Origin of the sequence: Streptomyces collinus (assembly GCF_031348265.1) — a bacterium.
GTDB lineage: Bacteria > Actinomycetota > Actinomycetes > Streptomycetales > Streptomycetaceae > Streptomyces > Streptomyces collinus.
In genome coordinates this window covers 6,922,469-6,946,704 of record NZ_CP133771.1, presented here as the reverse complement: position 1 = coordinate 6,946,704, position 24,236 = coordinate 6,922,469, and the positions used below count along the sequence as shown (strand labels likewise).

Here is a 24,236-nt window from a genome sequence, read left to right as displayed (position 1 = left end):
GGCCGTGTGGCGACCGAAATTTTCGGGACGGGCGCCTCGACGGGCACCCGGAAAGTCCAGCACGGGGGCGTCCGTTTTCTTCAAGACGGGGCAGTGCCGGCCTTCCTACGGTGGCTCCATGACTGCACGATTCGATGCCATCGGCCTGGTCGTCTCCGACATGGCCGCCTCCGTCGCCTTCTACCGCCGCATCGGGTTCGCCTTCCCGGACGGCGCCGAGAACCAGCCGCACGCCGAGGCGGAACTGCCCGGCGGGCTGCGGCTGATGCTCGACACCGAGGAGACGGTCCGCTCCTTCCTGCCCGGTTGGCAGCCGCCCGCCGGCGGTGGCCGGGCCTCGCTGGCCCTGCGCTGCGACGGACCGGAGGAGGTGGACGCGCTCTACGACGAGCTGGTCGGCTCGGGGTATGAAGGCGAGCTCAAGCCGTTCGACGCCTTCTGGGGCCAGCGGTACGCCGTGGTGGACGACCCGGACGGCAACGGGGTGGACCTGTTCGCCCCGCTAGCCGCCGCGGCCGAGTAGCTCGCCCAGCGGCAGCCCCGCCAACTCCCTCACGTCGCGGGCCAGATGGGCCTGGTCCGCGTAACCGGCCCGGGCGGCCGTCTCCGCGAACGGCACACCGGCCCGGGCCAGGGCGAGGGCGCGGTGCAGCCGCAGAATGCGGGCCAGGGTCTTGGGGCCGTAGCCGAAGGCGGACAGCGAGCGGCGGTGCAACCGGCGGGCGCTCACGCCGAGTTCGTCGGCGGTGGCGGCGACCGGACGGCCCGCGTCGAGTGCGGTGACGATCTGCCGGAGCAGCGGGTCGGGGGGTTCGGCACCGGCCGCCTGCCGCAGCGCCAGTTCCTCCAGGGCGTTCGCCGGGTCGGGGGCCGCGTTCACACGGTCGGACATGCGCCGCACCTGCGGGGCCGGCCACAGGTCCGCGAGCTCGACGCGCCGGTCGCGCAGCTCGTGCGCCGGCACGCCCAGGAGCGCGGGGGCCGTGCCCGGGTAGAAGCGGACACCGGCCCAGGGGCCGGTCACACCGTCCGGGAGGTACGCGCGGGTGTCGGGCCCGGCGACCATCAGCCGGCCGTCGTGCCACAGCAGGTCCATGCACCCGTCGGGCAGGACCCGCGCCGCCCCGGGCCGCGACGGCGTGTTGGTCCACACGACCGCCCCGGGCAGTCGCGACGCCCGCTCCACGTACACGAGGGCCAGGCTACGCCGCGACACGGCGACAGGCACGGGGTTGGTCCCGGCGCCGGTCCCGGTCCCGGTCCCGGTCCCGCTATGTCACCCGCCCCCGGTACTCCACCGGACTCACCCCGTACACCCGCTTGAACGCCGTCGACAGGGCGAAGGCGCTGCCGTAGCCCACCCTGCGGGCCACCGCGTCGAGGGTGTCGGCGGAGTCGCGCAGGCGGTCGGCGGCGAGGGCGAGGCGCCAGCCGGTCAGGTGGGTCATCGGGGGTTCGCCCACCAGGGCGGTGAAGCGGCGGGCCAGCGCCGCTCGGGACACCCCGGCCTTCGCGGCGAGCGAGGCGACGGTCCAGGGGTGGGCCGGGTCGTCCTGGAGCAGACGCAGCACGCCGCCGACGACCGGGTCGGCGAGGGCCCGGTACCAGGCCGGTGCCTCCGCCTCGGGGCGTGCGAACCAGGCCCGCAGCGCGGCGATGACCAGCAGGTCCAGCAGCCGGTCCAGGACGACCTCCTGCCCCGGCTCGTCCCTGACGATCTCCTCGGCGAGGTACGGCGTGAGCGGGCAGTCCCACACGTCGGACGGGAGGCCGAGCAGCGGCGGCAGGGCGTCCAGCAGCCGGCCGCCGATCTCGCCCCGCATCGGATAGGTGCCGATCAGCATCACGGTGTCCCCGTCGAGCCGGTCGCCCCAGGTGCGCACGCCCAGGTCCATGGAGCCGTTGAGGGGCCGTCCGTCGGGGTAGCGGCACTCCTGGTGCGGCAGGATCACCGCCTGCGGTGCCGTGCCGGGGGCGTCGGCGCAGGTGTACGGGTCCGGGCCGCGGGCGATGGCGAGGTCCCCGGCCCTGAGCCGCGTCCGCTCGCCCCGGTCGGGGACGATCCAGGCCTCGCCGCGGACGACGAGCATCACGGTGAGCGGGGCCCGGTCCTCCACGCGTACCGCCCACGGCGGGTCGAAGCAGGCCCTGATCATGAACGCGCCCCGCGCGCGGGGCCCCTCCAGCAGACCGGCAAGGGGGTCCGCCCGCGGGAGCGTGGTCGAGCGTGGGGGCGCGTCCATGCGGCCAGCGTAGACGCGGGCGTATGGGAATGAGCCGTTCAGCGATGGTTCCGTGCTGCGTACGGCAGTTGACTCGACGGCATGACGAACACGGCGGAGAACACGACACGGAACACTGCACGGAACGCACGGGTCAGGACGGTGGTGGTGACGGGCGCCACGGGGCGTACCGGGAGCCGGGTGGCGCGGGCCGCTGAGGCGGCCGGGCTCACGGTCCGGGCGGCTTCGCGGGCGACGGGCTTCGACTGGTGGGACGCCTCGACCTGGGCGGACACCCTGCGCGGCGCCGACGCGGCCTACCTCGCCCACCCCTCGGACGTCGGCGCCCCGGGCGCCGCGGAGGTGGTCGGCGCGCTCGCGCGGGAGGCGGTCGGGCTCGGGGTGCGGCGGCTGGTGCTGCTGTCCGCGCGGGGCGAGGACCAGGCCCTGCCCACCGAGGAGGCACTGCGCGCCTCGGGGGCGGCCTGGACGGTGGTGCGGGCGGCCTGGTTCGCGCAGAACTTCAGTGAGGGGCCGCTGGTGGCGGAGCTGCGGGAGCGCGGCGGGCTGGTGTTCCCCGCCGACGAGGTGCGCGAGCCGTTCCTCGACGTGCGGGACATCGCGGACGTGGCGGTGCATGTGCTGACCTCCGGCGACCGGTACGCGGAGCGGATCCTCAGCCTCTCCGGGGCCCGGTTGCTGACCTTCGGGCAGGCCGTCGCGGAGATCGCCGCGGCGACGGGGCGCCCGCTGACGTACCGGGCCGTCTCGACGCGGGACTACGGCGAGGCGCTGGCCGGGTTCGGTGTGCCGCCGGAGGAGGTGGCGGGGATGACGGAGATCTTCGGCACGCTCCTGGACGGCCGCAACGCGCACCTCTCGGACGGCGTGCGGGAGGTGCTGGGCCGGGCGCCCCGGGACTTCGGCGACTTCGTGCGCGAGGGGGCCGCGGCCGGGACCTGGAGGGCCTGAGAGCGGGCGCCCGTCACCGGTCCTCGGGCGGGGGCCCCTCCCCGTTGACCTGGGTGCTCTTCAACTGGGTGTTCTTCACGTGGGTGCTCTTCACATGGGTGCGCAGGCGGGCGGACACGTCCTCCGGCGGCAGGAAGCGCGACCAGCGCTCCGGGAACTCGGAGGGCATGTCCGGGTCGGCTTCGCCCGCGGCACTGGCGCGGGCGACGTACTCGGCGACCTGGGCCTGCCGCAGCCGCTCGTTCGCCTCGCGGGCCGCGGCCGTCGCGGCGGCCGGCCAGACCCGGTCGATGGCGGCGTTGACCGCGGCCCCGACCAGGACGGCGAACGCGGACACACCGATCCACAGCAGCACGGCGACGGGCGCGGCGAGGGAGCCGTAGATCGTGGGGCCCTCGACGGTGCTGGTCAGGTAGATCCGCAGCAGGAAGCTGCCGAGCACCCACATGCCGAGGGCGACCAGCGCGCCGGGCACGTCCTCGATCCAAGGGGAGCGGACCGGGACGGACACGTGGTAGAGCGTCGTCAGGAAGGCGATCGACAGGAGGATCACCGTGGGCCAGTAGAGGACCTGCACGACCGTCGTCGACCAGGGCACGATCCGCACCACCGCGTCCGGCCCGGCCACCATCAGCGGCAGCGCCACGGAGCCGATCAGCAGGGCCACGATGAACAGCAGGAAGGCCATCAGTCGGGTCTTGACGATGCCCCGGACGCCGTCGAGGCCGTACATGACGGTGATGGTGTCTATGAAGACGTTCACCGCGCGCGAGCCCGACCACAGGGCGAACAGGAAGCCGATGGAGATGACGTCCGGCCGGCCGCCCTTCATCACGTCGTGCAGGATCGGCTGGGCGATCTCGCGGACGCCCTGGTCGGACAGGACCGTGCGGGATGCTTCCAGGAGGTTGGTCTGGAGGCTCTGGATGGTGTCGGCGCCGGTCCAGGCGTCGACGTAGCCGAGCAGTCCGATCATGCTGAGCAGCAGGGGCGGCACCGACAGCAGGGTGAAGAACGCGGCCTCGGCGGCGAGGCCCAGGATGCGGTACTCGACGCAGGAGTTGACGGTGTCCTTGAGCAGCAGCCAGGCGGTCCTGCGCTTGGAGACGTTCCGGTAGAGCGCTCGCGCCCGGTGGAGGCGCCCGGAGGGTGTGTCGGGGGTGTCACTTGCTGGCTGCACCCCCTAACGGTATCCGCCGTGCCCGGCCCCACTCACCCACAGGCCGGGTCTTCGCGGACCGGGCCGGGTCCGCTGGTGACCAAGGTGCTACCGCGGGGTACTTTCGCAGCATGGCAGGCAGCACGCACACCGTGACGAACCAGGTCCCGCCGCTGGTCGGGTACGACGTCTTCTCCGCCGACCGGGCGCTGGCCGACGCGGTCGCCCGGCATCTGGACCCGGACCTGCGCGAGGAGGTCCTCGGCGAGCTGACGGCTCTGGGCCGCACCTCCGGATCGGCGCAGGTGCAGGAGTGGGGCAGGCTCGCCAACGAGAACCCGCCGCGGCTGCTGACGCACGACCGGTACGGCAACCGCGCCGACGAGGTCGAGTTCCACCCTTCCTGGCACCGGCTGCTCGGCAAGGGCGTCTCGGCGGGCCTGACGGCTGCGTGGGGCCGGCCGGCCGGGCATCTGCGGCGGGCCGCCGCCTTCGTGGTGTGGACGCAGGTCGAGGCCGGCAACGGCTGCCCGCTGTCGATGACGCACGCCGCGGTCCCCGCCCTGCGCACCGACCCGGAGCTGGCCGCCGAGTGGGAACCGCGGCTGACGTCCATGGTCTACGACCAGGAGCTGCGGCCGGCGGACCAGAAGGCCGGGGCGCTGTTCGGGATGGGAATGACGGAGAAGCAGGGCGGCAGTGACGTCCGGGCCAACCGCACGTCGGCGCGGCCCCTCGCCGAGGACGGGACGTACGAGCTGACCGGGCACAAATGGTTCTGCTCGGCGCCGATGTCCGACGGTTTCCTGGTGCTGGCGCAGGCTCCGGGCGGGCTGACCTGCTTCCTGGTGCCGCGGGTGCTGCGGGACGGCACGCGTAACGTGTTCCGGATCCAGCGGCTCAAGGACAAGCTGGGCAACCGGTCCAACGCCTCCGCCGAGGTCGAGTTCGACGGGACGTGGGCGCGCCGGGTCGGTGAGGAGGGGCGCGGGGTGCGCACCATCATCGAGATGGTCGCGGCGACCCGGCTCGACTGCGTGCTCGGCTCCGCCGGGCTGATGCGGCAGGCGGTGGCGCAGGCGGTGCACCACTGCACGTACCGCGAGGCGTTCGGCGGGAAGCTCGTCGACAAGCCGCTCATGCGCAACGTCCTCGCCGACCTGGCGCTGGAGTCGGAGGCGGCGACGGCCCTGGCGCTGCGGCTCGCGGCGGCCTGGGACGACGGCGGCGAGCAGGAGCGGGCGCTGCTGCGGATCGCGGTGCCGGCCGCCAAGTACTGGGTGACCAAGCGGTGCCCGCCGGTTGCCGTGGAGGCGGCGGAGTGCCTCGGCGGCAACGGGTACGTGGAGGAGTCCCCGATGCCGCGGCTGGTGCGCGAGTCGCCGCTGAACTCGATCTGGGAGGGCGCGGGCAACGTCCAGGCGCTCGACGTGCTGCGGGCGTTGCAGCGGGAGCCGGGCGCGCTGGACGCGTATCTGCGGGAGGTCGGGCAGGCGCGGGGCGCCGATCACCGCCTGGACGGGGCGATCAAGGACCTGCTGACCGAACTCGCCGACCTGGAGGGCGTGGAGGGGCGGGCGAGGCGGCTGGCGGAGCGGCTCGCGCTGGTGCTCCAGGGCTCGCTGCTGGTCCGTTTCGCGCCGCCGCAGGTCGCCGACGCGTTCTGCGCGGGGCGGCTCGGCGGCGACGCGGGCGCCGCGTTCGGGACGCTGCCGCACACGCTGGACCTGGCGTCGGTGGTGGAGCGGGCGCGGCCGGTGTCCTGATCCGGACGGGCGTCGCACGCGTACGCGAAAGAGCGGGGGTGGTGCTGCGCCGACACGGCACCACCCCCGCCGCACTGGCCCGTTCGAGCCGCTGAACGCCGCTCGGGACGGCGCCGCTCAAGTTTCGGACACGGCCGGACTGTCCACCAGGGTTGCAGGGGGTTGCAACTTGCTGCTGACTGTGTGCGGAGTGTGCGCGCCGCCGGGGGCAGACGGCACTATGAGACGCACAGTCAGAAGCGACTCCGGGGGGCGCACGCGTATGGACGTCACGCACTTGGCCGCCGTCGACAGCACGCGCGCGGCCCGGGTTCTCCAGCAGGTCCGCTCGGCGCGGCTGGCCGGGCAGCCGGCTCCGGTGGCGCCGCGTCCGGTGATCGAGCGGTCCTGGGAGCGGATGATGCGCAGCGGTGTGGATCCGGACCACGACGTCCGGGCGGATCCGCTGCCCCGCGAGGAGGTGCAACGGCGGCGCGAGACCACGGTTTTGCGCCATGTGCTGCCGGTGCTGAGGGAGGGGCTGCTGGCGGCAGCGGACGTCGCCCACCACATCATGGTGGTGGCCGACGAGGACGGCCGGGTGCTGTGGCGCGAGGGCAGCCCGCCGGTGCTGCGCAAGGCCGACGGGCTGGGTTTCGGACTCGGCGCGGACTGGCGTGAGGACATCGTCGGCACGAACGGTCTGGGCACCCCGGCGGTGGTGCGCCGGCCCGTGCAGGTCTTCGCCTCCGAGCACTTCGTGCGTTCCCAGGCCGGCTGGACCTGCGCGGGCGCGCCTCTGACGGATCCGCGGGACGGCCGGCTGCTCGGCGTCGTGGACGTGAGCGGTCCGCTGGAGACGATGCATCCGGCCACGCTCGCCTGGGTGGGCTCGGTGGCCCGGCTCGCCGAGGCCCGGCTGCGGGAGATGCACACGGAGTCGCTGGAGCGGCTGCGGGCGGTGGCGGCGCCGGTGCTGGCGCGGATCGGCGGCCGTGCCCTGGTCGTCGATCCGGACGGCTGGGTCGCCGCGGTCAGCGGAATGCCGTACGCGCGGCGGGTGGCGCTGCCGAAGTCGTTGTCGGCGGGCCCGAGACGGCTGCCGGCGCTCGGGCTGTGCGCTGTGGAGCCGCTGGCGGGGGGCTGGCTGGTGCGGGCGGCCGGCGACGAGCCGGTGCCGCGCGGTCCGGCCAGGATCGTGCTGGACCTCAGGCAGGCGCGGCGCTGGTCGGTGGAGGTGCTCGGCGGGGCGGGCTCCTGGACCCGGGAACTGAGCCCGCGGCACGCGGAGTTGCTGTATCTGCTCGCCGTTCACCGCGCCGGCCGCAGCGCCTCGGGCCTGGCCGGGGACGTGTTCGGCGATCCGGCCCGCACGGTGACGGTGCGTGCCGAGATGTCGCGGGTGCGGCGGTACCTGGGGACGTTTCTGGAGCACCGGCCGTACCGGTTCGCCGAGGACGCCGAGGTCGAGGTGCTGCTCCCGGACGACCCGCGGGATCTGCTGCCGCACTCGACGGCACCGGCGGTGAGCGGGCCGCGCGGATCCGCAGCGGCACCCTGAGGTTCACCGCGAGTGCCGCACAAGGCGCCCCGAGGGGTGCATCTTTCGCATATTTGCAGGGTCTTCGTCCCGTGCGCCGCTCACCTGCCGTAGCATCCCTCTACGGGCCACCCCACCTGCTCCTCCGTCAACGTGCGGATCAACAGGCGCAGTTGGTCCGTCTCGGGAGGACGTTATGAAGCATCGCGGCAGACACCGGCGGCGCAGGCGGGGCAGGGCGCTGCGCGCGACCCTGGCCGGGACGGCTCTCGCGCTCACCGCCGCCGCCACCCTGATCAGCGCCTCACAGGCCACCGTCGCCGACGCCCCCGGGGCTCTCAAGCCGGTCTCCGCGTCCGACGGTGCCGGGCGGTTGCCGCTGGCCGAGCACCGGATTCCCGGGCGGTGGCTGGACCGGCTGGCGTCGGAGATGGGCCGGCCCGTCGGCGTCGGCACGGTACTGGAGAACGCCGACGTCCCGCTGCGGGAGGCGGCCGACTGCCCGGCTCCCGAGAAGCACAGCCTGCCGGTGGAACCGGCGGCCACTCGCGCGTACTGCTTCGGCGGCTCCGGCACCCGGGGCTGGCGGGCCGGCGCGGTCACGACCTCGGGCGACGCGGACGACGACGGCCGCTGGGGCGCGAACCGCGTGATCCTGTCCGGCTGGACCCGGGGCGCCGAGGGCGGCTCCCTGGACGGTCCGGCCCCGGGGCAGGGCCTGGCCAAGGTCGCCTTCGTCGACGCGAACGACCCGGGCGCGCCGCGCTACACGTGGGCTCTGCTGGCCGTCCCGGTGGACGGCGGGCGGGATTACCGCGGGCTGGTCTCCCCGCTGTCCGGCATGGTCTGGTACCAGGACAAGCTGCTGGTGACGACCCGCGAGGGCGACCGGAACGCGCTGTACGTGTACGACATGGACCGCATCCAGCGCGCCACCGTCGAGTCCGAGGCGGTCGGCCGGGTGCGGGGCGGCTGGTCCGCGCACGGTTACCGGTTCGTGCTGCCGGCCGTCGGCTCGTACACGCTGCCCGGCGGGGACGACGCGGCCCGCCCGGCCACCGTCTCCCTGGACCGCAGCACCTCCCCCGACAGTCTGGTCGCGAGCGAGTGGGTGCCGGCGGACGGCGACCGGCACACCCGCCTGTGGCGCTACGCGCTGAGCCGGGACCCGGCACGCTCCGGGCTGCTCGCCACCGACTCCTCCGGGGACGCGGACCCGGTCGAGGCCTACGAGACGAAGACGACGGATGTGCGGGGCGTGCTGGCCCACCGCACCGGCTGGTACCTGGACCGGGCGTCGGGCGGCCCGGGCGGGCACGGCACGCTGTGGCGCCAGGACACGGACGGCGCGCGGGCGACGGAGTGCGGCACGGACGGGACGCGGCACTGCTGGAGCGGCGGGTCGGGTTCCCTGTCCTACTGGGAGGAGACCGGCGAGGTCTGGTCCCAGTCGGGGCGGATGCTGTTCGCGCTGCCGCTGACGTCGATCGACCGGGCGCTGGACTGACCGGGGCCGCCCGCGCAGCACGGGGCCGATCGACAGACGAGTGGGTCGGATGATTTTCTGGCCCGCATGACCACCATCGCCGTGACCACCTGGTCCCTGGAGCAGACCGCCCCGACCGACCTGCTGCCGGCCGTCGCGCCGGACGGGGACGTCCGGGTCGTCCGCTCCGAGGTGCCCTCGCCCGAGTTCAGCCGGTTCCTCTACGCGTCGGTGGGCGGCGACATCCTCTGGACGGACCGGCTCGGCTGGCCGTACGCGCGGTGGGTGGAGCACCTGGAGCGGCCCGGGGTGGAGACGTGGGTGGCCTACGACCGGGGCACGCCCGCGGGGTACGTGGAGCTGGAGGCCCAGGACGACGCGGTCGTGGAGATCGTCTACTTCGGGCTGCTCCCCGCTTTCCGGGGCCGGCGCATCGGCGGGCACCTGCTGTCGTACGGCACGGCCCGGGCCTGGGACCTGGCGGACCGCTGGGCGGGTCTGGCGCCGACGAAGCGGGTGTGGCTGCACACCTGCAGCAAGGACGGCGAGCACGCGATGGACAACTACCTGCGGCGGGGCTTCAAGCTGTTCGACACCAAGGTCGAGGAGGAGGCGGAGGCCGCCGCTCCGGGACCGTGGCCTGGGGCGTTCCCCGTCTGACCTGGACGGACACCTCAAGACCGCCCGATGTGACCTACACCACCCTTGTCTTGCTCTGCGAGACAAGGGTGTCCGCATCTTGGACGAAGCTGGACTGTGTCCAGATCGCCGTGACACGCTTCCGTCATGTCTGGAACTGGAATTGCCTTGGTGAGTCGGCGGCACGTCGACCTCGGCCGCATGTCCAGCGCCATCTGTCCGGCGCACTGAGCGTACTCAGCCCGCGCCCGACATCCCCTTTCTCTCTCCTTGCCCGCGCAATGACGCGCACGTATGCCCATGCGCGCACGCGCAGGTCAGAGCCGCATTCCCGCCTGTCCGAAGGACGTATCAACCATGGCCGCCACCCCGCAGAAGCCTGCCGACGCGACTCCCCGCCGCAAGGTGAGCCGTCACCGCGGTGAGGGTCAGTGGGCCGTGGGGCACCACACCCCGCTGAACGGCAACGAGCAGTTCAAGAAGGACGACGACGGTCTCAATGTGCGGACACGCATTGAGACGATCTACTCCAAGCGCGGTTTCCACTCCATCGACCCGAACGACCTGCGCGGCCGCATGCGCTGGTGGGGTCTGTACACCCAGCGCAAGCCCGGCATCGACGGCGGCAAGACGGCGATCCTGGAGCCGGAGGAGCTGGACGACGAGTACTTCATGCTGCGCGTCCGGATCGACGGCGGGGCGCTGACCACGCGGCAGCTGCGGGTCATCGGCGAGATCTCGCAGGAGTTCGCGCGCGGCACGGCCGACATCACGGACCGGCAGAACGTCCAGTACCACTGGATCCGCATCGAGGACGTGCCCGAGATCTGGAACCGGCTGGAGGGCGTGGGCCTGTCGACGGTCACCGCCTGCGGCGACACCCCGCGTGTGATGATCGGCTCGCCGGTGGCGGGCATCGCCGAGGACGAGATCATCGACGGCACCCCGGCCCTGGAGGAGATGAAGCGCCGCGTCCTGAACAACCCGGCGTACTCGAACCTCCCCCGCAAGTTCAAGACGGCCATCTCGGGCTCGCCGGTGCTGGACGTGGTGCACGAGATCAACGACGTCGCGTTCGTCGGTGTCGTCCACCCCGAGCACGGCCCCGGCTTCGACGTGTGGGTCGGCGGCGGCCTGTCCACCAACCCCAAGCTGGGCGTGCGGCTGGGCACCTGGGTGTCGATCGACGACGTCCCGGACGTCTACGAGGGCGTCATCTCGATCTTCCGCGACTACGGCTACCGCCGGCTGCGCACCCGCGCCCGCCTGAAGTTCCTCGTCGCGGACTGGGGCGCCGAGAAGTTCCGGCAGGTCCTGGAGGACGAGTACCTGAAGCGCAAGCTGGTGGACGGACCCGCTCCGGAGCAGCCGTCCCAGCTGTGGCGTGACCACATCGGTGTGCACCGGCAGAAGGACGGCCGGTTCTACGTCGGTTTCGCCCCGCGGGTGGGACGCGTCGACGGTGCGACGATCACGAAGATCGCCGACCTCGCCGAGGCCCACGGCTCGGGCCGGGTGCGCACCACCGTCGAGCAGAAGATGATCGTCCTCGACGTCGAGGAGAACCAGGTCGAGTCGCTCGTCGAGGCCCTGGAGGCGCTCGACCTGACCGCCCGGCCCTCCTCGTTCCGCCGCGGCACCATGGCCTGCACCGGCATCGAGTTCTGCAAGCTCGCCATCGTCGAGACCAAGCAGCGCGGTGCGCAGCTGATCGACGAACTGGAGCGCCGTCTGCCGGACTTCGACGAGCCGCTCACCATCAACCTCAACGGCTGCCCGAACGCCTGCGCCCGTATCCAGGTCGCGGACATCGGTCTCAAGGGCCAGCTCATGCTCAACGACCAGGGCGAGCAGGTCGAGGGTTACCAGGTGCACCTGGGCGGCGCCCTGGGCCTGGAGGCCGGCTTCGGCCGCAAGGTCCGCGGTCTGAAGGTCACCTCCGAGGAACTGCCCGACTACGTCGAGCGCGTCCTGAAGCGGTTCCAGGCCGAGCGCGAGGACGGCGAGCGGTTCGCCGCGTGGGCGGCGCGGGCCAGTGAGGAGGCCCTGTCGTGAGCGAGCGCGCGGCACCGTTCTACTGCCCCTACTGCGGCGACGAGGACCTGCGTCCGAGCGAGGCCGCGGAGGGCAGGCACGGCGCGTGGGAATGCGCGGCGTGCAGCCGGGCCTTCTCGCTGAAGTTCCTCGGGCTGCTGTCCCGGGGAGCGAAGCGATCCGATTCCGGAGGGGCACAGATATGACGACCGCTCAGGAAGAGCGCACCACCGAGGACCTGAAGCAGCTCGCCGAGCAGGCGGGCCGCGACTTTGAAGACGCCTCCGCGCTGGAGATCCTCCAGTGGGCGGCGAAGACGTTCGGCAAGCGGTTCTGCGTGACCTCCTCCATGGAGGACGCGGTGGTCGCCCACCTCGCCGCCCGTGCCATGCCCGGCGTCGACGTGGTCTTCCTCGACACGGGCTACCACTTCGAGGAGACCATCGGCACCCGCGACGCGGTCGAGGCCGTGATGGACGTCAACCTCATCACGCTCACCCCGGTCCAGAGCGTCGCCGAGCAGGACGCCGAGTACGGCCCCAAGCTGCACGACCGCAACCCCGACCTGTGCTGCGCGCTGCGCAAGGTCCAGCCGCTGGAGCAGGGCCTGAAGGACTACCAGGCCTGGGCGACCGGCCTGCGCCGCGACGAGTCCCCGACCCGGGCGAACACCCCGGTGGTCGGCTGGGACGAGAAGCGGCAGAAGGTCAAGATCTCGCCGATCGCCCGCTGGACCCAGGACGACGTGGACGCGTACGTCACCGAACACGGCGTGCTGACCAACCCGCTGCTGATGGACGGCTACGCCTCCGTGGGCTGCGCGCCCTGCACCCGCCGGGTTCTTGAGGGCGAGGACGCGCGCGCCGGCCGCTGGGCGGGCCGCAGCAAGACCGAGTGCGGGCTGCACGGATGACGACGACGATTCAGGAGAGTGACGTGACGACCGGAGCCACCGTCTGGCTCACGGGTCTGCCGAGCGCCGGCAAGACCACGATCGCCTACGAACTGGCCGGCCGGCTCCGCGAGGAGGGCCACCGGGTCGAGGTGCTCGACGGCGACGAGATCCGCGAGTTTCTCTCGGCGGGCCTCGGCTTCAGCCGCGAGGACCGGCACACCAACGTGCAGCGCATCGGCTTCGTCGCCGAACTGCTCGCCCGCAACGGCGTGCTGGCCCTCGTCCCGGTCATCGCGCCCTACCAGGACAGCCGGGAGGCGGTGCGCAAGCGCCACCAGGCGAACGGCACCGGCTACGTCGAGGTGCATGTCGCGACGCCCGTCGAGGTGTGCAGCGAGCGGGACGTGAAGGGGCTGTACGCCAAGCAGGCCGCGGGCGAGCTCACCGGGCTCACCGGGGTCGACGACCCGTACGAGGCGCCCGAGTCGCCCGATCTGCGCATCGAGTCGCAGAACCAGACCGTGCAGGAGTCCGCGGCCGCCGTGTTCGCCCTGCTGACCGAAAGGGGACTGGCATGACGACCGTCGCCACCGTTTCCGAGGAGACCGGCAGCCCCTACGCGCTGTCGCACCTCGACGCCCTCGAGTCCGAGGCGGTGCACATCTTCCGCGAGGTGGCGGGCGAGTTCGAACGGCCGGTGATCCTCTTCTCCGGCGGCAAGGACTCCATCGTCATGCTGCACCTGGCGCTGAAGGCCTTCCGGCCGGCGTCGGTGCCGTTCTCGCTGCTGCACGTGGACACCGGGCACAACTTCCCCGAGGTCCTCGACTACCGCGACCGCACGGTCGAGAAGCACGGGCTGCGGCTGCACGTCGCCTCCGTGCAGGACTACATCGACCGCGGTGTCCTCAAGGAGCGCCCGGACGGCACCCGCAACCCGCTGCAGACGCTGCCACTGACCGAGAAGATCCAGGCGGAGAAGTTCGACGCCGTCTTCGGCGGCGGGCGCCGCGACGAGGAGAAGGCCCGGGCCAAGGAGCGGGTGTTCTCCCTGCGCGACGAGTTCTCCCAGTGGGACCCGCGCCGCCAGCGCCCGGAGCTGTGGAACCTCTACAACGGCCGGCACGCGCCCGGTGAGCACGTCCGCGTGTTCCCGCTGTCCAACTGGACCGAGCTGGACGTGTGGCAGTACATCGCCCGCGAGGGCATCGAGCTGCCGCAGATCTACTACGCCCACGAGCGCGAGGTGTTCTCCCGCAGCGGCATGTGGCTGACCGCCGGCGAGTGGGGCGGGCCGAAGGACGGCGAGACGGTCGAGAAGCGGCTCGTGCGCTACCGGACCGTGGGTGACATGTCCTGCACCGGCGCGGTGGACTCCGACGCCGACACCATCGAGAAGGTGATCGTGGAGATCGCCGCCTCCCGGCTCACCGAGCGCGGTGCCACCCGCGCCGACGACAAGATGTCCGAGGCCGCGATGGAAGACCGCAAGCGCGAGGGGTACTTCTAGAGATGAGCACGATCACCACCGAGGAACTCGCGGAGACGACGCTTCTGCGGTTCGCCACCGCCGGTTCCGTCGACGACGGCAAGTCCACGCTCGTCGGGCGGCTGCTGCACGACTCCAAGTCGGTCCTGACCGACCAGCTGGAGGCCGTGGAGCGCGTCTCCGCGAGCCGCGGCCAGGAGGCCCCGGACCTCGCGCTGCTCACCGACGGCCTGCGGGCCGAGCGGGAGCAGGGCATCACGATCGACGTGGCCTACCGCTACTTCGCCACGCCCCGGCGGCGGTTCATCCTCGCCGACACCCCCGGCCACGTGCAGTACACGCGGAACATGGTCACCGGTGCCTCCACCGCCGAGCTCACGGTGATCCTGATCGACGCCCGCAACGGCGTCGTCGAGCAGACCCGCCGGCACGCCGCCCTCGCCGCGCTGCTGCGCGTCCCGCACGTGGTCCTCGCGGTCAACAAGATGGACCTCGTCGGCTACGAGGAGAAGGTGTTCGCCGCCATCGCCGAGGAGTTCACGGCGTACGCGACCGAGCTGGGCGTCCCGGAGGTCACCGCGATCCCGATCTCGGCGCTCGTCGGCGACAACGTGGTGGAGCCTTCCGCGAACATGGACTGGTACGGCGGCCCGACCGTGCTGGAGCACCTGGAGACGGTGCCGGTGAGCCACGATCTGAGCCACTGCCACGCCCGGCTGCCCGTGCAGTACGTGATCCGGCCCCAGGGCCCGGACCACCCGGACTACCGGGGTTACGCCGGCCAGATCGCGGCGGGTTCCTTCCACGTCGGCGATTCCGTCACGGTGCTGCCGTCCGGCCGCGCCTCGAAGATCTCCGGCATCGACCTGCTGGGCGAGCCGGTGGACGTGGCCTGGACGACGCAGTCGGTGACCCTCCTGCTGGAGGACGACATCGACATCTCGCGCGGCGACCTGATCGTGCCGAGCAAGGACGCGCCCGCGACCACGCAGGACATCGAGGCGACCGTCTGCCACGTCGCCGACGCCCCGCTGACGGTCGGGCACCGGGTGCTCCTCAAGCACGGCACCCGCACGGTCAAGGCGATCGTCAAGGACATCCCGTCCCGCCTCACGCTCGACGACCTGTCCCTGCACCCGCACCCGGGACAGCTCGTCGCCAACGACATCGGCCGGGTGAAGATCCGTACCGCCGAGCCGCTGCCGGTCGACTCCTACGCCGACTCGCGCCGCACCGGCTCGTTCATCCTGATCGACCCGAACGACGGCCAGACCCTCACCGCCGGCATGGTCGGCGAGTCCTTCGCGGCCCCCGAGCCGGTCAAGGACGAGTCCGAGGACGACGGGTGGGACTTCTGACATGACCTCCCCCGACTTCTACTCCACGTTCGCGAAGGAGGGCGGCCGCGTCGGCAGCGGTGCTCTCGGCAGCGGGCAGGGCGGGGTAGCGCGATGTGTGCGCTGACGTACGCGCACCGCATGCGCGCCCTCACCCCCCACCGCCGTAGACGAAAACCTGCCGACCTCCCGGCCACGACCTGAGAGACCGTGACCGCCGGGCCTCCGAGAGGACCACCTCCCGTGCGTGCTTCATCCGCTCTTCGCCGCAGCCTCGCGGCCATCGCCGCACTTCCCCTGCTCACCCTGGCCGCCTGCGGTTACGGCTCCGAGGCCAAGGACGACGGCGCCGCCAAGGTCGCCGCCGGGGCGAAGAAGATCGACGGTCTCGACACCGTCAAGATCGGCTACTTCGGCAACCTCACCCACGGCACCGCTCTGGTGGGCATGCAGAAGGGCTTCTTCCAGAAGGCCCTCGGCGCCACCAAGGTCGAGCCGGCCGTCTTCAACGCCGGTCCCTCGGAGATCGAGGCGCTCAACTCCCAGTCCATCGACATCGGCTGGATCGGCCCCTCCCCCGCGATCAACGGCTACACCAAGGCCGGCGGGAAGAACCTGCGCATCATCGGCGGTTCGGCGTCCGGCGGGGTGAAGCTGGTGGTGAACCCGGACAAGATCAAGTCGCTGAAGGACGTCAAGGGCAAGCGGATCGCGACCCCGCAGCTCGGCAACACACAGGACGTGGCGTTCCTCAACTGGGCGGCGGAGCAGGGCTGGAAGGTCGACCCGCAGAGCGGCAAGGGTGACGTCACGGTCGTCCGCAGCGACAACAAGGTCACGCCGGACGCCTACAAGGCCGGATCCGTCGACGGCGCCTGGGTGCCGGAGCCGACCGCTTCGAAGCTGGTCGCCGAGGGCGGCAAGGTCCTGCTCGACGAGTCGACGCTGTGGCCGGACAAGAAGTTCGTGATCACGAACATCATTGTGCGGCAGGACTTCCTCAAGGAGCACCCGAAGGTCGTCGAGGCCGTGCTCAAGGGCTCGGTCGAGACCAACAAGTGGATCAACGCCAACCCGGACGCGGCGAAGGAAGCGGCGAACAAGCTGCTGGAGCAGGAAACCGGCAAGGCGCTGCCGGCCGACGTGCTGGACCCGGCGTGGAAGTCGATCCGGTTCACCGACGACCCGCTGGCCTCCACCCTCAACACCGAGGCGGAGCACGCGGTGAAGGCCGGGCTGCTGGAGAAGCCGAACCTGAAGGGCATCTACGACCTCGCGCCGCTGAACAAGGTCCTCAAGGCCGAGGGCGAGCCCACGGTCGACGACGCCGGCCTCGGCGTGAAGTAAGCCCGCGTCCCGAAGCCGCATTGTGAAGAGTTCCCAGGAGGTGACGACCATGGCCACGACCCTCGCCAAGGCCGCCGACGGCACCGAGTCGGCCACGCACGCCGCCCGGATCGACCACGTGTCGAAGTCGTTCGCGGGCCCCGCCGGGCAGCAGCTCGTCCTGGACGACATCACCCTCGATGTCGCGCCCGGAGAGTTCGTCACCCTCCTGGGGGCCTCGGGCTGCGGCAAGTCCACGCTGCTCAACCTGGTGGCGGGCCTGGACCGCCCCAGCGCCGGCGAGATCGCCACGGACGGCCGTCCGGCGCTGATGTTCCAGGAGCACGCGCTGTTCCCGTGGCTGACCGCGGGCAAGAACATCGAACTCGCCCTGAAGCTGCGGGGCGTGCCGAAGGCCGAGCGCCGGGAGCGTGCCGAGGAGCTGCTCGAACTGGTGCGGCTGAAGGGCGCGTACGGCAAGCGGGTGCACGAACTGTCGGGCGGTATGCGCCAGCGCGTCGCGCTGGCGCGTGCGCTCGCGCAGGAGAGCAAGCTGCTGCTGATGGACGAGCCGTTCGCGGCGCTGGACGCCATCACGCGGGACGTGCTGCACGACGAGCTGACCCGCATCTGGCGCGAGACGCAGGTGTCCGTCCTGTTCGTCACGCACAACGTGCGCGAGGCGGTGCGCCTCGCGCAGCGCGTGGTGCTGCTGTCGTCCCGTCCCGGGCGGATCGCGCGGGAGTGGACGGTCGGCATCCCGCACCCGCGCCGCATCGAGGACACCGCCGTGGCGGAACTGTCCGTCGAGATCACCGAAGAACTGCGTGGGGAGATCCGCCGTCATGGCCAGCACTGATTCGACGACCGTCGCCAAGGACGGCAACGATCTCGCCGGGCTGGAGGCGGGCCTCGACGCGCTGGAGACGCGGCAGACGTCCCGGACCCCGTTCCGGCAGACCTTCACCCAGAAGATCCTTCCGCCCGTCCTCGCCGTGGCACTGGTGCTGGCGGTCTGGCAGGCGCTCGTCTCGTTCAAGGTCGTCGACGACCCGACCAAGCTGCCCGCGCCGTCCGCGGTGTGGGACGTCGTCCAGACCGCGTGGCTCCAGGGCGAGTTGCTCGGGTACATCTGGACCAGCGTCTCGCGCGGTCTGCTCGGCTTCCTCTTCGCCCTGCTGATCGGCACGCCGCTCGGCCTGATCGTCGCCCGCGTGAAGTTCATCCGCGCGGCGATCGGCCCGATCCTGTCGGGCCTGCAGTCCCTGCCGTCGGTCGCCTGGGTGCCGCCGGCGGTGATCTGGCTGGGTCTGAACAACTCGATGATGTACGCGGTGATCCTGCTCGGCGCGGTCCCCTCGATCGCCAACGGCCTGGTCTCCGGCGTCGACCAGGTGCCCCCGCTGTTCCTGCGCGCGGGCCGCACCCTCGGCGCCACGGGCCTGAAGGGCACCTGGCACATCGTCCTGCCGGCCGCGCTGCCTGGCTATGTGGCGGGCCTGAAGCAGGGCTGGGCCTTCTCCTGGCGCTCCCTGATGGCCGCCGAGATCATCGCGTCCTTCCCCGACCTCGGCGTCGGCCTCGGACAGTTGCTGGAGAACGGCCGCAACGCCAGCGACATGGCCATGGTGTTCGAGGCGATCCTGCTCATCCTGATCGTCGGCATCGCCATCGACCTGCTGATCTTCAGCCCGCTGGAGCGGTGGGTGCTGCGCAGCCGCGGCCTGCTGGTGAAGAACTGAGTCCCCATGACGAACAAGCCCGTCCTCCTCGTCATCGCCCACGGCAGCCGCGACCCGCGGCATGCCGCGACGGTGCACGCCCTGGTACGCCGGGTGCGCGCGACGCGCCCCGACGTACGGGTGGAGACGGGCTTCCTGGACTTCAACGTCCCCTCGGTGCAGGGGGTCCTGGAGTCCCTGGCGGTGCAGGGTGTGCGCGACGTCGTCGCCCTGCCCCTCCTCCTCACCCGGGCGTTCCACGCGAAGGCGGACATCCCCGCGGTCCTCGCGGACGCGCCCCCGCAGCTGCGCATCCACCAGGCGGACGTCCTCGGACCCTCCCCCCTGCTCATGGCAGCGCTGGAACGGCGCCTGTACGAGGCGGGCCTGACACCCGCCGACAAGTCCTCGACCGGGGTCGTCCTGGCCTCGGCGGGGTCCACCGACCCGGAGGCGATCGCAGTGATCGCAGAAATCGCGCGGGAGTGGCGGCACACCGGTTGGTGCGCCGTGCGGCCTGCGTTCGCCTCCGCATCCCTTCCGCGCACCGAGGACGCCGTCCGCGCACTCCGGGAACTGGGCTGCTCCCGGGTCGCCGTCGCCCCGTACGTGCTGGCGCCCGGCTTCCTCCCGGACCGCATCGCCCGGGGCGCGGCCGAGGCGGACGTCCTGGCGGACGTCCTGGGCCCGGCGCCGGAGGTGGCGAGGGTCGTGCTGGAACGGTACGAGGCGGCACGGATGCCGTTGCCGTCGGCCGTGAGCGCCTGACGGCTTCCCCGCCCGGCCCGCGACCGGCCGGTCCCGTGCCCGTCCCGGGCGGCCCTCCGATCGGCCTTGTGCCCCGCGGGTGATCGGGTAGCGTCGGAGAGCGACGCTGACCCCTCGCCCCGGCGCCGCTCCGAACCAGGTGCCTGGGAGGCCAGTTGGAGAGCGAGACCCGGCAGCCCGCAGCTCCTGACGTCACCGTGCTGTCGATCGGCGTGGGGAGCTTCGACGACGGCTCCGACATGGAGGAACTCGGCTTCGTACCGGCGCGGATGAGCGAGCTGCAGGAGGCCTTCGACCGGCTCGGCGCCAAGGTCGGCACCTCGCTCGATCCGACGGAGATCGAGGTGGAGGCGCTCCTGCGCGGGCAGCTCGTCGACAGCCCCCCGGCTTCCGGTGTCGTGGTCGTCCATCTCATCGGGCACGGCAGGATCGACCGGGGCCACCGGCTGTCCTTCGTCGCACGCGACCACCGCGAGGTGGACGTCGACCGGTGGATCGAGAAGGCGCAGCAGGAGATCGAGCGCGGTGGCAAGCGGCACCGTGTCGTCTTCCTCCTGGACACCTGCTCGGCCGGCGTCGCGACCGGCAGGCAGCCGCTCACCGAGATCGACGCGGACCGGGGCGTCTGGGCCCTGGGCGCCGCCGTCAGCAACTCCCCCACGGAACAGGGACGGTTCAGCAGCAGAATCGCCGCGGCCCTGCACCGGCTGGCGGACCTGGACCTCCACATCGACGAGGAGTCGATCAGCTTCAGCCGGTTCGTCCGTGAGCTCATCCGGGTGATCCGCAGCGAGCCGGCCGATCAGCGCCTCTCACTCGGCTTCAGCGTCGAACTGGGGGACGCGGACTGGCCGTTCCTGCCGAACCCCCGTCTGGTCTCCCTGACCCCGGAGCAGCTTCAGGCCCGGCGGCGCTCACTGGGCCACGTCCCCGGCGAGGGCGATTCCGGCGGGCGGACCGACGACACCGCCTACTTCGCCGACCGTGCCTCGGGCCGCGGCCTCGTCCCCGTCGACACCGGCATCGGCTTCTTCTCCGGCCGCACCGCGGAACTCACCCGTTACATGGAGTGGCTGTCCGGAACAGTTCCTCTGCTGACCGTGACGGGTGCGGCCGGTGCGGGGAAGTCCGGGCTCCTGGGGGTCATCGTCTGTGCCGCGGACCCGGGACTGCGCCGGCGCTTCCGCGAGTTGTGGGAGTCGTCCGGGCTCGACCTGCCCGAGGTGCCGGACGTCGTCGCGGTGCATGCGCGGCAGCGGTCGGCCCAGCAAGTGATCGCCGCCATCGCGGCCGTGGTAGGGGCCCGGCTGCCCCAGCAGGCAGATGACCAGGAAGCGGGCGGCCGGGAGTGGAGCACTTCGCCTCAGACGGCCGAGGCGTTGCGCTTCCTGCTGGACCGGGAGCAGAAGAACCGCCTCATCGTGCTCGACGCCGTGGACGAGTCCACCGAGCCGCAGGCGGTGCTCCGTCTCGTGGCCGAGCTTCTGGCACCTCGGTCAGTGGGTGAACAGACCCTCCGCGCGCCGTGCAGGATCCTGCTGGGCGGCCGCCGGGAGGTGGTCATCGCGCTGTCGGCTCTGGAGGAGGCGGCCGACATCGACGGCGTCCACATCGACCTGGACTCCGCTGAACTCGCCGCGGTCGAGCAGGACGTCCAGCGTTACGTCCAGCGGCTCCTCGCCACCCGGGAGCCCTACGCCACGGGCGAGTCCTCTCCGTTCACCGGACTGCTGGCCAGGAAGGGCGCGGCGCACATCGTGCGCGGCGCCCGACCGGACGAACCGTGGGGGCCGTTCCTGCTCGCCGGCCTGTACGTCCATTTCCTGCTGACCCTGAAGTACCCGCCCCGGGACGAGGTGGGTGCCGACATGTACGCCAAGGCGGCGTCGCCCCATCTGCCCGCGCTGCTGGAATCGATCCTGAAGACACGGCGCGACGACTACCCGCACATGCGGGCGGTGCTCGCCGTGCTGGCCCGCTCTCGCGGTGACGGCATGCCACGCACGACCCTGAAGCGATGCTTGCGGGCTCTGGGCGTCGACTCCCTCGACGAACACCACTTCCAGGACACCCTGTGGGAGGCCTCGCCCTTCCTGCGGTACGGGAGCGACCCGCAGAGCGGCGAGACGCTGTACCGGCTCTTCCACCAGGGCCTGGTCGACTACCTGCACGACCATCCGACGAGTGAGGAGCCGCTGGACGAGGCGGGGAGTCTCGCTCTCGAAGGAAGACTGCTGTCGGAACTCGTCGGACCGTACACGTCGGACGAGCCGGGACACGGCGACTCGTGGGAGGGCGCCGAGGGCGAACCGTACGTGCTGCGCCATGCCTTGGGGCACGCCGCACGGGCACGCTCCGTCGCCCATGCCGAGTCCCTGCTCACCGATCCGTACTTCCTCGTCCGGTTCGACCTCCGTGCGGACCATCGCGCTCTCGACCTCGTCCGCTCGGAGCAGGCTGCGGACTTTCTGCGGCTGCTCAGTGCCTCGTGGGCCACCCACGCCCGGTTGCGCGGTGCCGCCGAGCGCGCGTCAGTGTTCGCTTTCGACGCCGACCGGCTTGGGTTGCCGGACGCCAGGGAGCGGTTCAGCCGTATCGCGCAGGACGCCGCCGTCCAGCCGGAGGGCGCCGCCTGCCGACTGCTCTGGTCGAGCGGCGGCCACGTGAATTCCAACAGTCGTTCCGTGGTGACGGCAGGCACCACGGTGTACGACATCGCCTTCTCGCCGGACGGCTCGCTGCTCGCCGCGGCGACCAACCGTGGTGTGCAGGTGCTCGAAACGGAGACCTGGCAGTCGGTCGCGCCCCTCTTCGGCAGGACCTCGCACACCGGGGTCAACAAGGTGGCCTTCTCTCCGGACGGTCGGCTGCTCGCCTTCGCGAGACGCTCGTTCACGCGGAGCGTCCAGCTGTGGGACGTGCACAACCGTGTGATGGCCGGAACACCCTGGCAGCACGGAACCGGCACGGTGACCGCACTCACCTTCTCGTCCGACAGCCGTCGGCTCGCGGTGGCCAGCGAGGAACTCGGCGTCTCGGTCTGGGACATCACCGGTGACGACCCGTGCGAGGAGGCGCGGTGGGACCTCAGGGATACGGAGGATCTCACCAGGCTCCAGGCTGTGGCCTTCAGCCCCGTGGGGTACCTGCTGGCCGTGTGCTCTTCCCGCGGGACAACGCTCTGGGACCTCACGGACGGCCGGCGCACGCTCGTGGACGGCGAGAGGTACGCCCGATCGGTGTGCTTCTCCCCCGACGGCGGCCTTGTCGCCGTAGCGGCAGCCGGCGGCCCCGTCGCGCTGTACTCGGTGGCCACGCGCGGCAAGGTCGGCAGTGTGGCCGTGTCGGCGGGCCACGACCTGGCCTTCACCCCTGACGGGAGTCTCCTGGTCGTGGGCGGCTGGCAGGAGTTCCACGTCGTCGACACGGCGTCGATGCACGTTGTCAACCGGCTGCCGGTCGCGGCCAGGTCGGCCTCCATCGCCGTGCATCCCGACACCTCGGTCCTTGTGAGTGGCGACGAAGACGGCCATCTGCGGCTGTGGAAGAGCCTCACCGTTGAGGCGTCCCCACCGCAGCTGCCGCAGTTCGACAAGCGCGTCGTCGGCTCACCCGACGGGAGCTTCATCGCCGTCCAGGACGCCGACAACAGGCTGTTGAGTCTGCGGAACCCGGTCACTGGCGAGGAGATCGCCGACTGGTCCTGCGCGGAGCCGCTCTCGGACCTCACGAGCTCGCCCGACGGCTCCCTGCTGGCAGCGACGTCGTTCCAGCGGCTGTACGTCTTCCCGACCGACCCGGCACCCTTGCGGGACTTCGGGAGCGTCCGGCTGTCCGGCAAGGCGTCCTCCTTGCTGCCGCTCGTCTTCTCTCCTGACAGCAGGCTCATCGGCGTGGCCCTCGGACAGCGAGGGAGCGTTCAGTTCGTCGAGGTCCGCGAGGCCCGGACGCTGAACCTCTGCGCCAGGATCCCGGTCGCCGGGCAGTTGTCCTCGTTCGGGTTCGCCGGTCCTCAGCTCGTCTACGTCGTCGTCGACGGCGCCCTGGGCACCTACAGCTGCACTCCCCCGGAACCGGAGGCCCCGCTGCCATGACCCGCCTTCTCGGCATCCACGGCGTCCGCAACTACAAAGCCGCCGACACCACCCCCGACCTCGGCGCCAAGCGCCTGCGCGCGGACTGGCTGGAAGCTCTCGGTGACAGGATCCCCGGGCTCGATCTCGAAACCGCCTACTACGCCGACCTCCTGCGCAGCGAGCGGCAGAGCGACGAGCTGGACGACGCCGACGTGGAGCTGATCGAGCAGTGGGCGCGGGCCTGGGGGGTCGACCCGAGCGGTGTGCAGGGGCGGGCGACCGGCTGGGTCCGGTGGGTCTGCGGGCAGGTCGCTCGGCGATCCGGGCAGCGCCCCGCCGTCGTCGAGAAGACGGTCCGGATGTTCTTCCCCGAGGTGGGACGCTACTTCGCCGGCCGGCGTGCGGCGGTGCGCGAGCGAGTGCGGGGAGCACTGCTCCGGCACCGGCCCGACGTCGTCGTCGCGCACTCGCTGGGCAGCGTCGTCGCCTACGAGGCCCTGCACGAACTGGCGGGCGAACTGGACGTGAGGCTGCTGCTCACGCTCGGTTCGCCGCTGGCGCTCCCCCACGCGGTGTTCCACCGCCTCGACCCCGTCCCGTGCGACGGGAAGGGCATGGGGCCCGCGGCCGTGCGGCGGTGGGTGAACGTCGCCGATGCCGGGGACTTCGTGGCCATCCCCAAGGGGGAACTGGCCCGGGTGTTCCCGGGCGTCGAGGAACTGCCGGAGATCAGCATCGCGCCGGCCTGGCCGCACGGCGTGCGCGACTACCTGCGTCACCGCACGGTGGCCGAAACCATCACGGCGGGCTTGCGGACGGAGTGACCG

22 protein-coding genes are annotated in these 24,236 nt (G+C 71.9%); 19 read left to right on the top strand and 3 right to left on the bottom strand.

From position 1 onward, the window contains the following. Positions 1-118 precede the first annotated feature (118 nt). Positions 119-523, top strand: a complete 405-nt coding sequence (locus tag RFN52_RS31495) for a VOC family protein (protein WP_184851265.1) — start codon at positions 119-121, stop codon at positions 521-523. Here the strand turns inward: RFN52_RS31495 and RFN52_RS31490 are convergent. Together RFN52_RS31490 and RFN52_RS31485 are read right to left on the bottom strand one after the other, a co-directional pair. Continuing rightward, positions 503-1,192: a helix-turn-helix domain-containing protein gene (locus RFN52_RS31490; protein WP_184854094.1), complete on the bottom strand. Its 690-nt coding sequence runs from the start codon at positions 1,190-1,192 to the stop codon at positions 503-505. The two genes, RFN52_RS31495 and RFN52_RS31490, sit on opposite strands and share 21 nt — an antisense overlap. 79 nt (positions 1,193-1,271) lie before the next feature. Continuing rightward, positions 1,272-2,243 (bottom strand): AraC family transcriptional regulator, encoded by a 972-nt coding sequence (locus RFN52_RS31485; RefSeq protein WP_184851263.1) that lies wholly within the window; start codon positions 2,241-2,243, stop codon positions 1,272-1,274. 81 nt (positions 2,244-2,324) lie between these two features. Between RFN52_RS31485 and RFN52_RS31480 the strand changes: the two genes are divergently transcribed. Then, complete coding sequence (locus RFN52_RS31480; RefSeq protein ID WP_184851261.1) at positions 2,325-3,194, top strand: NmrA family NAD(P)-binding protein; 870 nt, start codon at positions 2,325-2,327, stop codon at positions 3,192-3,194. A gap of 13 nt (positions 3,195-3,207) precedes the next feature. Here the strand turns inward: RFN52_RS31480 and RFN52_RS31475 are convergent, their stop codons facing one another. Continuing rightward, a complete protein-coding gene (locus tag RFN52_RS31475) occupies positions 3,208-4,374 on the bottom strand; it encodes a YihY/virulence factor BrkB family protein (protein WP_229856098.1) in 1,167 nt (388 codons plus the stop codon). 110 nt (positions 4,375-4,484) lie between these two features. Here RFN52_RS31475 and RFN52_RS31470 point away from each other — a divergent pair, with 110 nt between their 5' ends. The 17 genes from RFN52_RS31470 (at position 4,485) to RFN52_RS31390 (ending at position 24,233) form a co-directional block, all read left to right on the top strand. Continuing rightward, entirely contained in the window at positions 4,485-6,119 is a 1,635-nt protein-coding gene (locus RFN52_RS31470) for an acyl-CoA dehydrogenase family protein (RefSeq protein WP_184851259.1), read from the top strand. A 262-nt stretch (positions 6,120-6,381) separates the two neighbouring features. Then, on the top strand, positions 6,382-7,659 hold the full coding sequence (locus RFN52_RS31465; protein WP_184851256.1) for a GAF domain-containing protein: 1,278 nt from the start codon (positions 6,382-6,384) through the stop codon (positions 7,657-7,659). A gap of 175 nt (positions 7,660-7,834) precedes the next feature. Continuing rightward, positions 7,835-9,145 carry a hypothetical protein gene (locus tag RFN52_RS31460; RefSeq protein WP_184851254.1) on the top strand — a complete coding sequence of 437 codons (1,311 nt, stop codon included), beginning with the start codon at positions 7,835-7,837 and terminating at the stop codon, positions 9,143-9,145. 66 nt (positions 9,146-9,211) lie between these two features. Continuing rightward, positions 9,212-9,784 carry a GNAT family N-acetyltransferase gene (locus RFN52_RS31455; RefSeq protein ID WP_184851252.1) on the top strand — a complete coding sequence of 191 codons (573 nt, stop codon included), beginning with the start codon at positions 9,212-9,214 and terminating at the stop codon, positions 9,782-9,784. Positions 9,785-9,910: 126 nt separating this feature from the next. After that, positions 9,911-9,994 (top strand): putative leader peptide, encoded by an 84-nt coding sequence (locus RFN52_RS31450; RefSeq protein WP_311241247.1) that lies wholly within the window; start codon positions 9,911-9,913, stop codon positions 9,992-9,994. 126 nt (positions 9,995-10,120) lie between these two features. Continuing rightward, positions 10,121-11,818 carry a nitrite/sulfite reductase gene (locus RFN52_RS31445; RefSeq protein ID WP_184851250.1) on the top strand — a complete coding sequence of 566 codons (1,698 nt, stop codon included), beginning with the start codon at positions 10,121-10,123 and terminating at the stop codon, positions 11,816-11,818. Further along, on the top strand, positions 11,815-12,003 hold the full coding sequence (locus tag RFN52_RS31440; protein ID WP_184851248.1) for a hypothetical protein: 189 nt from the start codon (positions 11,815-11,817) through the stop codon (positions 12,001-12,003). The genes RFN52_RS31445 and RFN52_RS31440 overlap by 4 nt, the downstream gene beginning before the upstream one ends. Next, positions 12,000-12,710, top strand: a complete 711-nt coding sequence (locus tag RFN52_RS31435) for a phosphoadenylyl-sulfate reductase (RefSeq protein WP_184851246.1) — start codon at positions 12,000-12,002, stop codon at positions 12,708-12,710. The genes RFN52_RS31440 and RFN52_RS31435 overlap by 4 nt, the downstream gene beginning before the upstream one ends. A 23-nt stretch (positions 12,711-12,733) precedes the next feature. Continuing rightward, on the top strand, positions 12,734-13,270 hold the full coding sequence (cysC, locus tag RFN52_RS31430) for an adenylyl-sulfate kinase (protein WP_184851244.1): 537 nt from the start codon (positions 12,734-12,736) through the stop codon (positions 13,268-13,270). Then, positions 13,267-14,202 carry a sulfate adenylyltransferase subunit CysD gene (gene cysD, locus RFN52_RS31425; RefSeq protein WP_033306738.1) on the top strand — a complete coding sequence of 312 codons (936 nt, stop codon included), beginning with the start codon at positions 13,267-13,269 and terminating at the stop codon, positions 14,200-14,202. The genes cysC and cysD overlap by 4 nt, the downstream gene beginning before the upstream one ends. A gap of 2 nt (positions 14,203-14,204) precedes the next feature. Further along, positions 14,205-15,539, top strand: coding sequence for a sulfate adenylyltransferase subunit 1 (locus RFN52_RS31420; protein ID WP_184851242.1), 1,335 nt, complete (start codon positions 14,205-14,207; stop codon positions 15,537-15,539). A gap of 222 nt (positions 15,540-15,761) precedes the next feature. Continuing rightward, positions 15,762-16,865: an aliphatic sulfonate ABC transporter substrate-binding protein gene (locus tag RFN52_RS31415; protein WP_184851240.1), complete on the top strand. Its 1,104-nt coding sequence runs from the start codon at positions 15,762-15,764 to the stop codon at positions 16,863-16,865. A gap of 49 nt (positions 16,866-16,914) precedes the next feature. After that, a complete protein-coding gene (locus RFN52_RS31410) occupies positions 16,915-17,703 on the top strand; it encodes an ABC transporter ATP-binding protein (protein ID WP_184556049.1) in 789 nt (262 codons plus the stop codon). After that, the gene (locus RFN52_RS31405; protein WP_184851238.1) at positions 17,690-18,586 is read left to right on the top strand and encodes an ABC transporter permease; all 897 of its coding nucleotides are present in this window, start codon (positions 17,690-17,692) and stop codon (positions 18,584-18,586) included. Before RFN52_RS31410 ends, RFN52_RS31405 begins: the two co-directional genes overlap by 14 nt. Positions 18,587-18,592: 6 nt before the next feature. Continuing rightward, complete coding sequence (locus RFN52_RS31400; protein ID WP_184851235.1) at positions 18,593-19,333, top strand: sirohydrochlorin chelatase; 741 nt, start codon at positions 18,593-18,595, stop codon at positions 19,331-19,333. Positions 19,334-19,488: 155 nt separating this feature from the next. Continuing rightward, positions 19,489-23,427, top strand: a complete 3,939-nt coding sequence (locus tag RFN52_RS31395; RefSeq protein WP_184851233.1) for a P-loop domain-containing protein — start codon at positions 19,489-19,491, stop codon at positions 23,425-23,427. Continuing rightward, positions 23,424-24,233: a hypothetical protein gene (locus RFN52_RS31390; protein WP_184851231.1), complete on the top strand. Its 810-nt coding sequence runs from the start codon at positions 23,424-23,426 to the stop codon at positions 24,231-24,233. Before RFN52_RS31395 ends, RFN52_RS31390 begins: the two co-directional genes overlap by 4 nt. The last annotated feature ends 3 nt before the right edge of the window (positions 24,234-24,236 follow it).

Excerpts from the sequence above, each read along its gene's own strand:
- RFN52_RS31495 (WP_184851265.1), top strand. The coding sequence starts at position 119 with ATGACTGCACGATTCGATGCCATCGGCCTGGTCGTCTCCGACATGGCC.
- RFN52_RS31485 (WP_184851263.1), bottom strand. The coding sequence starts at position 2,243 with ATGGACGCGCCCCCACGCTCGACCACGCTCCCGCGGGCGGACCCCCTT.
- RFN52_RS31480 (WP_184851261.1), top strand. The coding sequence starts at position 2,325 with ATGACGAACACGGCGGAGAACACGACACGGAACACTGCACGGAACGCA.
- RFN52_RS31470 (WP_184851259.1), top strand. The coding sequence starts at position 4,485 with ATGGCAGGCAGCACGCACACCGTGACGAACCAGGTCCCGCCGCTGGTC.
- RFN52_RS31465 (WP_184851256.1), top strand. The coding sequence starts at position 6,382 with ATGGACGTCACGCACTTGGCCGCCGTCGACAGCACGCGCGCGGCCCGG.
- RFN52_RS31460 (WP_184851254.1), top strand. The coding sequence starts at position 7,835 with ATGAAGCATCGCGGCAGACACCGGCGGCGCAGGCGGGGCAGGGCGCTG.
- RFN52_RS31455 (WP_184851252.1), top strand. The coding sequence starts at position 9,212 with ATGACCACCATCGCCGTGACCACCTGGTCCCTGGAGCAGACCGCCCCG.
- RFN52_RS31450 (WP_311241247.1), top strand. The coding sequence starts at position 9,911 with ATGTCTGGAACTGGAATTGCCTTGGTGAGTCGGCGGCACGTCGACCTC.
- RFN52_RS31445 (WP_184851250.1), top strand. The coding sequence starts at position 10,121 with ATGGCCGCCACCCCGCAGAAGCCTGCCGACGCGACTCCCCGCCGCAAG.
- RFN52_RS31435 (WP_184851246.1), top strand. The coding sequence starts at position 12,000 with ATGACGACCGCTCAGGAAGAGCGCACCACCGAGGACCTGAAGCAGCTC.
- cysD (WP_033306738.1), top strand. The coding sequence starts at position 13,267 with ATGACGACCGTCGCCACCGTTTCCGAGGAGACCGGCAGCCCCTACGCG.
- RFN52_RS31420 (WP_184851242.1), top strand. The coding sequence starts at position 14,205 with ATGAGCACGATCACCACCGAGGAACTCGCGGAGACGACGCTTCTGCGG.
- RFN52_RS31410 (WP_184556049.1), top strand. The coding sequence starts at position 16,915 with ATGGCCACGACCCTCGCCAAGGCCGCCGACGGCACCGAGTCGGCCACG.
- RFN52_RS31405 (WP_184851238.1), top strand. The coding sequence starts at position 17,690 with ATGGCCAGCACTGATTCGACGACCGTCGCCAAGGACGGCAACGATCTC.
- RFN52_RS31400 (WP_184851235.1), top strand. The coding sequence starts at position 18,593 with ATGACGAACAAGCCCGTCCTCCTCGTCATCGCCCACGGCAGCCGCGAC.
- RFN52_RS31390 (WP_184851231.1), top strand. The coding sequence starts at position 23,424 with ATGACCCGCCTTCTCGGCATCCACGGCGTCCGCAACTACAAAGCCGCC.